Raw genomic sequence first — 7022 nt, forward strand, 5'->3', positions numbered from 1 at the left:
TTTTATCTTCGTGCCCTTCGTGTTCTTCGTGGTTTTTAAAAGATGTGGGTAAGGATAAGCCCATCAAGGGAGAGGGAATTTTGCTTTGTCTCCCAACTAACTGCTTAACTTAGTTTTGAGTAGTTACCGAAAGTTTCGAGTTTCGGACCTTGAATTATAACTCGAAACTCGAGGACTCAGACCCGCTTTGCTTTCCCTCGAAGTTCTTTAATCTCCTGAGTAATAATAGTATGCCAGCGAGAAAAAAGCCACAGAAAAACAGATCGCTCTGGGCTGTAAAGCGAACGTTTGGTATACTCTATATTCCCTCCCAAAAAGTTAGTAGCCGTAATGAGATGGACCAGGCGATCTTCAGAAGAAGAGGCCGCTTCAAATCTTGAGAGGATTTCTATTATTTTTTCCATTTCAGCTACTAATTGGAAGGAAGGAAAAAGAGGTGAATTAGGTGGGCTGAGTTGAATAAATTCCCTGATCGGGTTGAAGTCAAGAAGGATGATTTCTGCCAGTGAAGAAACAGATGATGTCTCATGGAGAAAGGTATACAGGGAAGCTATTTCTTTACCCCAAATAAACCGTTTATTCTGCGCCAATATCTCTCGGGCTTCAGATAAAATGTGGGAAAGGTCCCTTGAGGTAACAAGTCCGAGATATACCTTAAATATCTGGGCCAAATCCTTCTGCTGTTTTCCCTCACTGATCTTCATCAGGGCTGAGAGGATGGGCTTAGTATCTTCACTCTTCTTAAAAAGTCGATAGATAAACGGAAAAACACCGGTTGAATTCTGGGCCAGTTCCTTTTTATAGAGTGCCTTGGCCTTAGCCTGAGGTGTTGGTTTTATCCTTCGGGTAAGAAAAGTAGGGTAGCCATGATCAAGGCCAAATAAATAAACACCCAGACCGTGGTAAATAAAAAGTGAGCCCAGCAGGCCAATCGCTATTCCCATAAAGAGTAAACTCACCGCAAACTATCTCCTTTATCAGTAGATATCAGGAAACCTGATTACTGTCTACGGTTCAATATATCGTAAGTGTTCAGCCACAAAGACACTAAGACACAAAGATTAAAGAATTATTTCTTAATAACTCAACAGAGCAGTAGCCCAGTAGTTAAAGACTTTTCTGAAAGTTCCAGAACTGCTGCTCTATTGCTCTAATGTTCTCTACGACACATATTTAAAAAACCAGCCTCCTTTTTACCACGAAGACACAAAGAGACTAAATTCATAAATAATTTCCCCTTTGTGTCTTCCTGCCTTGATGGCTGAACGGTTACAATATATCTTATTCCAGGAAAAAAGTCAATAAAAAAAGACCCCTGGAATGATCCAGGGGCGAGCTTGAGAGTTCCTATACTGAAACCCTGGCAGAACAGGTGAATTCTCGACTAAGATTCTATTTGACAAAGAGTAACATCTATGTTATATTTCAATCGGTGTAACTATTCAGCCACTGATTGACACGGATTAGCGCGGATAAATAGCAGATAGCAGAGGACAGAAGACAGAGGCGGAGAGAACAGAGAATAGATGTTAGAGCTGGGTGTCCTCTGCTGGTGGGGGATTAAGAAGAACAGAAGACAGAACTCAGAGATCGGAATAAACGTTGAGAGCTGAGCGTGGAGAGCAGAGAGGTCTCAGCTCTCAACTTTCACTACTATGGTCCAAAGAAAGATACACCTGGGAATATTTTCTTTATTTTTGCTCCTGGTTTCAAGCTGCAATGAAACTGAATGGAAAGACAGATATGATTCCCTACAAGGCTCACGTATCCAAATGGATAAGTCAGCTATTCGTCCGGATGATGGAGATTCATTCTTTTATAAGAATATTACCATCCGTGTCCTGGGGATAGATACCCCAGAGATTATTCACGAAGAACACGGTATCTTTGAGGATCAACCTTATGGTCGAAAGGCAGCCCAAATGACCAGGGAAATCTTGGCCAGGGCTAAGACCATTGAATATTTACCCTTTAAAAATGACGGGTATGGACGGCTTCTGGCGCATGTATTTGTCGATGGAGAACTTCTTTCTGTGCTTTTGATCAGGGCAGGGCTGGCTTATGAGACAGTGACTTATTATGGAGACAATGGCTTCCCTGATTTAGCGGAAAGGATTCGGAAGGCGGCCTGTGGGTCTGGCCTGCCGCCTTTTGAGCCTCCCTGGAAGTGGCGGCGGGAACATCAGGTTAAGGTAGGCGGCCGTAACACCCATTAGCTCCCTGGTAACTACTCAGCCACAAAGCCACTAAGGCACGAAAAGAATAATGGAATAGCCCACGGATGACACAGATTTTGGCGGATTCTCACGGATTTTTTTAATAAATTTTTATCCGTGTCAATCCGTTTCATCCGTGCAATCCGTGTGCTATTATTTGTAATCTTTGTGCCTTAGCGGCTGAGTAGTTACGAAAAATATAACAGGCATTTTTATGATGAAAGGATTTACGGTTATGGGAAGGTGTTTATAAAATGAAAAGCCAGGTTATTAACCCGGCTTTTCACGCTAGCCCTTCACGGGCCATCCACCTCTAATTGCTTAGATTGATATTATTATAGCATTACTTTAATATTATGTCAAGTAAAATTTTATTAGTCGAACCTAAAAAATCCTTGGTGGCCTACTTAAATTGAAGAATATATCCAGGTAAAAGTTGCCGACGGAAAGTATCAGGCTCGGACCCCGGCAATGGCTGCTGGCCTTACCGATCACGTCTGGCCCCTTTCGGAATGGCTCACTCTACCTGCCGTTCAACGTAAGTAGGCCACCAAGCGCTTGTTCCAGAAAACTGAAAAAAAGTAGCGTAACTATTCAGCCACTGATTAGCCCGGATAAATAGCAGATAGCAGAGGACAGAAGACAAAGATCAGAGGTTAAAAGGTGGTAGGGGCAACCCCCTGTGGTTGCCCCACCTAAGAGGGACAGGCACAGGGGCCTGTCCTTACAATGAGCTGGACTATGTATCTAATGAGGAGGTCGATTATGAAAGAACCATTGATAGCTTTTGACCAGATTGTGAATTTGGCCCGGCAGTTGTCGCCACTTGACAAACTACGTTTAATCGAATGCCTCGCTCCTGATTTAGAGGCACCCCTTCAAACTCAAACGAAGTTGCGACGCCGCTCACTACGTGGCCTGCTAAAAGGATGCTCAATCAGCCCAGAAGAAATTGACCAAGCCCGTCAGGAGATGTGGACAGGAAGATTCAGCTTTCAGAGACAGGGATTATCTGGTGAGGAATAGAAAGGGGTAAAAAGTGATGGATTCATTTAAGGCCCCGCGAGGGACAAGGGATATTTTGCCGGAAGAGGTCGGCCTCTGGCAGCACATAGAAGAAGTGGCCGGAAAGGTCTTTGCCTCTTACGGGTATCAGGAGATTCGGACGCCGATCTTTGAAGTCACCGAGCTATTTGCCAGAGGGATAGGTGAAACAAGCGATATTGTCAATAAAGAGATGTATACCTTTGCTGACCGCAAGGGACGAAATCTGACCCTCAGGCCGGAGAATACGGCCTCTGTAGTTCGGGCCGTAATAGAGCACGGCATGTTGACCGGGCTGCCTTTGAGGCTTTACTATCTTGGCCCGATGTTTCGGTATGAACGGCCCCAGGCCGGCCGGTCCCGGCAGTTCCACCAATTGGGCACAGAGGCCATGGGCAGTTCCGCCCCTGGCCTGGACGCCGAGGTTATTACCATGGTGGTGCATCTCTTGCAGGACATCGGCCTTACCGGACTGGAGGTTCAGATAAATAGCGTAGGTTGTTTTGGGTGCCGGGGGCAATACCGGCAGAGCCTGGTTGACTATTTCGGTCAGTTCAAAGAAGACCTCTGCCCTGATTGTCAGGTCCGGTTGGAACGTAATCCGCTCCGCATCTTAGACTGTAAGGCCTCTGTTTGTTCCGGACTCAAGGAAAAGGCCCCGCCGATCAGTGACTCCCTGTGTCAGGATTGCTCTTCTCATTTAGGAGAGGTCACCAGATACCTGAAGTTATTTGGCATTGACTACACCCGAAATCCAAAACTGGTGAGGGGCTTAGACTACTACACCCGAACGGCCTTTGAGGTGGTTGACTACGGCCTCGGCGCCCAGAATGCCGTAGCCGCCGGTGGAAGATACGATAATCTCATTGAAGAGATGGGTGGCCGTCCTACGCCGGCTATGGGTTTTGCCGCGGGCTGCGAGAGATTGGTCTTGTGCCTGAAAGAGCGCCAGTCGCCGGCTACAACCACGCCTGTCCCGGACCTTCTGCTGGCGGCGGTCGGCCTTTCTTCTGATGAATACCCTATCAAGCTCCTTCAGGAACTCCGCCGGGCCGGACTATCCGTCCTCTTTGATTGGGAAAAACGGGGACTTAAGGCCCAACTGAAGATGGCTAATAGAACTGGGGTCAAACAGGCGCTTATCCTGGGGCCGGATGAGTGGGACAGGCAGGTAGCCATCCTTAAGGATATGGAGACAGGAAAACAGAAAGAGATTATTCTGAAAGAAGTGGCCGATAAATTAAAGGAAAAGAGCTGATGACTGAATCAGTAGAACCACTTGAAGATAGTTGGTAACCGTTCAGGGGGTAATGAAAGTTGAGGGGAAATTTTTGTAACTATTCAGCTTTTAAGGCATAAAGACACAAAGATTCCCAATAATAGCACACGGATTACACGATGAGACGGATTGACACGGATAAAAATTTATTAGAAAAAATCCGTGAGAATCCGCCAAAATCTGTGTCATCCGTGTGCTATTCTATCATTTTCTTCGTGGCTTTGTGGCTTTGTGGCTGAACGGTTACGATAGTTGAAGGCAGCAGAGAGGAGACTTGCTATGTTTAATCTAAAGCGAACACATTCCGGCGGACAACTGAGGTTGTCGGATGTGGGCACGGAGGTCATCTTGAACGGCTGGGTGGCCAAACGGCGGGATCACGGTGGGCTGGTCTTTATTGATCTGCGGGAAAGATCAGGCGTGGTCCAGGTGGTCTTTAATCCTGAACACGATCAGGACTCGCATCTCCTGGCTCATCAGCTTCGGAGTGAATTTGTCATTGCCGTGAAAGGCAGGGTGGAGGCCAGGCCTAAAGACACGGTCAATCTTAAGCTGTCTACGGGCGAAATCGAGGTAATGGTGAGCGAACTGGAGATACTTAATCCGGCCAAGACCCCCCCGTTCCCCCTTGAGGAGGAGACAACCACTAATGAGGACCTTCGGCTCCAATATCGATACCTTGATCTCCGACGACCAAAGCTCAAGGAAAATATCTTAGCCAGACACCGCGCCTACCAGGCCGTCAGGAACTATCTGGCCGGAGAAGGACTTATCGAAATAGAAACCCCTATGCTTATTGCCAGCACCCCTGAAGGGGCCAGGGATTTCCTGGTGCCCAGTAGACTTGTGCCAGGGAGTTTTTATGCCCTGCCCCAGTCTCCGCAACTATTTAAACAAATCCTGATGGTCGCCGGTCTGGAAGGGTATTTTCAGATCGTCAAATGCTTCCGGGATGAAGACCTGCGGGCTGACCGACAGCCGGAATTTACCCAGATCGACATTGAGGCCTCTTTTGTAGATGAAGAGGATATCTATCGGTTAATCGAGGGCCTGCTGGCCCGGGTGTTCAAGGCCCTGCTCGATATAGATATCTCTCGCCCTTTTCCCCGGCTGCCCTACCAGGAAGCAATGGAGAGATTCGGAACCGATCGGCCTGATACCAGATTCGGCCTGGAGCTTTTTGACGCCGCCCAGCTCTTAGGTGGCGCTGGCTTTAAGGTCTTTGACCAGGTCATTGAACGGGGCGGAGAAGTAAGGGGTATCTGTGTACCGGGTGGCGCCGCCTTCAGCCGCAAGGACATTGATGACCTGACCGCTTATGCGGCTATTTATGGGGCGAAGGGGCTGGCCTATTTCAAGGTTACGGAAGAAGGCCTGGAATCACCCATTGCCAAGTTCTTCAATCAGGAGATAAAAGATAAGCTGATTAAACTGGCTGAGGCCAAAGCAGGAGACATCATCTTCTTGGTGGCGGATAAACCATCGGTCGTGGCCCAGGCCCTGGCTAACCTGAGGCTTCATCTGGCGGAAAGGCTCGGCCTGATCCCTAAGGATAAATTCGAGCTGCTCTGGGTGACTGACTTCCCGCTGCTGGAATACAATGAAGAAGAGAAACGATGGGCGGCCAACCATCATCCCTTTACCTCCCCCCAAGAGACCGACTATCATTTACTGGAAACCGACCCAGGAAAGGTCAAGGCCAGGGCCTACGACATAGTCTTAAACGGCGTCGAGATCGGGGGAGGGAGTATCAGAATACACCGTCAGGACATTCAGGAGAAGGCCTTTTCTGTGTTGGGGATTACCTCTGAAGAGGCCAGACGCAAATTCGGTTTCCTCCTGGAGGCATTTGAATACGGCGCCCCGCCCCACGGAGGGATTGCTTTAGGTCTTGACCGCCTCTTAGCCGTGTTATTAGGCTGTGAATCTATTCGAGATGTCATTGCCTTTCCCAAGACCCAGAGTGGCGCCTGCCCTCTGACCAATGCCCCCTTTGAGGTGGAAGAAAAACAATTACGGGAACTGCATCTGAAAATAAGGCCTTGAGTAACTACTCAGCCACTAAGGCACTAAGACACAAAGACCTTGTGGCTGAGTACTTACTTTTTTTATGGTATCTTTAGTGGATTATGCCTTTTTTGTAATCGTTCACCACAGAGACACTGAGACACGGAGAATAATTTTAGAAAAAGCACTTACAGAGCAAATAATTGGGTCAGCAATATGAAGTTTATAGGCATTTAGGCCCTGGCTTATTAGAGTCAGCCTACGAAGAATGCCTTTGTCATGAACTCTATTTGCATGGTCTAAATTTTGAACGACAAAGACCTCATTAAGAGACTTGTCCTTTAGATTTTTCGGCATCGTTTCAAAATGCTGAAATAGCAGCTTTACACTTTTAGCAATTTTAGGCAATGTGTGCAGCAAACATAAACAGCCTTTTCCCGCTCTGAAAGCCAGTTTGGGACTTTTTTGTGTTCCGG

At 47.4% G+C, this 7022-nt stretch carries 6 protein-coding genes; 5 read left to right on the forward strand and 1 reads right to left on the reverse strand.

The annotated features are described in order from the left end of the window. Positions 1-176: 176 nt before the first annotated feature. A complete protein-coding gene (locus AB1797_11930; protein MEW5768306.1) occupies positions 177-959 on the reverse strand; it encodes a hypothetical protein in 783 nt (260 codons plus the stop codon). An 813-nt stretch (positions 960-1772) separates the two neighbouring features. Here AB1797_11930 and AB1797_11935 point away from each other — a divergent pair. The 5 genes from AB1797_11935 (at position 1773) to AB1797_11955 (ending at position 6875) form a co-directional block, all read left to right on the forward strand. Continuing rightward, the gene (locus tag AB1797_11935) at positions 1773-2216 is read left to right on the forward strand and encodes a thermonuclease family protein (protein MEW5768307.1); all 444 of its coding nucleotides are present in this window, start codon (positions 1773-1775) and stop codon (positions 2214-2216) included. A 765-nt stretch (positions 2217-2981) separates the two neighbouring features. Further along, positions 2982-3242, forward strand: a complete 261-nt coding sequence (locus AB1797_11940; GenBank protein ID MEW5768308.1) for a hypothetical protein — start codon at positions 2982-2984, stop codon at positions 3240-3242. 16 nt (positions 3243-3258) lie between these two features. Beyond that, on the forward strand, positions 3259-4518 hold the full coding sequence (gene hisS, locus AB1797_11945; protein ID MEW5768309.1) for a histidine--tRNA ligase: 1260 nt from the start codon (positions 3259-3261) through the stop codon (positions 4516-4518). Positions 4519-4818: 300 nt separating this feature from the next. Then, entirely contained in the window at positions 4819-6585 is a 1767-nt protein-coding gene (gene aspS / locus AB1797_11950; protein MEW5768310.1) for an aspartate--tRNA ligase, read from the forward strand. A gap of 164 nt (positions 6586-6749) precedes the next feature. After that, on the forward strand, positions 6750-6875 hold the full coding sequence (locus AB1797_11955; GenBank protein ID MEW5768311.1) for a GxxExxY protein: 126 nt from the start codon (positions 6750-6752) through the stop codon (positions 6873-6875). The last annotated feature ends 147 nt before the right edge of the window (positions 6876-7022 follow it).

This window comes from bacterium (assembly GCA_040753085.1).
Lineage (GTDB): Bacteria > UBA9089 > JASEGY01 > JASEGY01 > JASEGY01 > JASEGY01.

Bases quoted from the DNA above. Each gene is read 5' to 3' on its own strand.
- hisS (MEW5768309.1), top strand. From the start codon at position 3,259: ATGGATTCATTTAAGGCCCCGCGAGGGACAAGGGATATTTTGCCGGAA.
- AB1797_11940 (MEW5768308.1), top strand. From the start codon at position 2,982: ATGAAAGAACCATTGATAGCTTTTGACCAGATTGTGAATTTGGCCCGG.
- AB1797_11935 (MEW5768307.1), top strand. From the start codon at position 1,773: ATGGATAAGTCAGCTATTCGTCCGGATGATGGAGATTCATTCTTTTAT.
- aspS (MEW5768310.1), top strand. From the start codon at position 4,819: ATGTTTAATCTAAAGCGAACACATTCCGGCGGACAACTGAGGTTGTCG.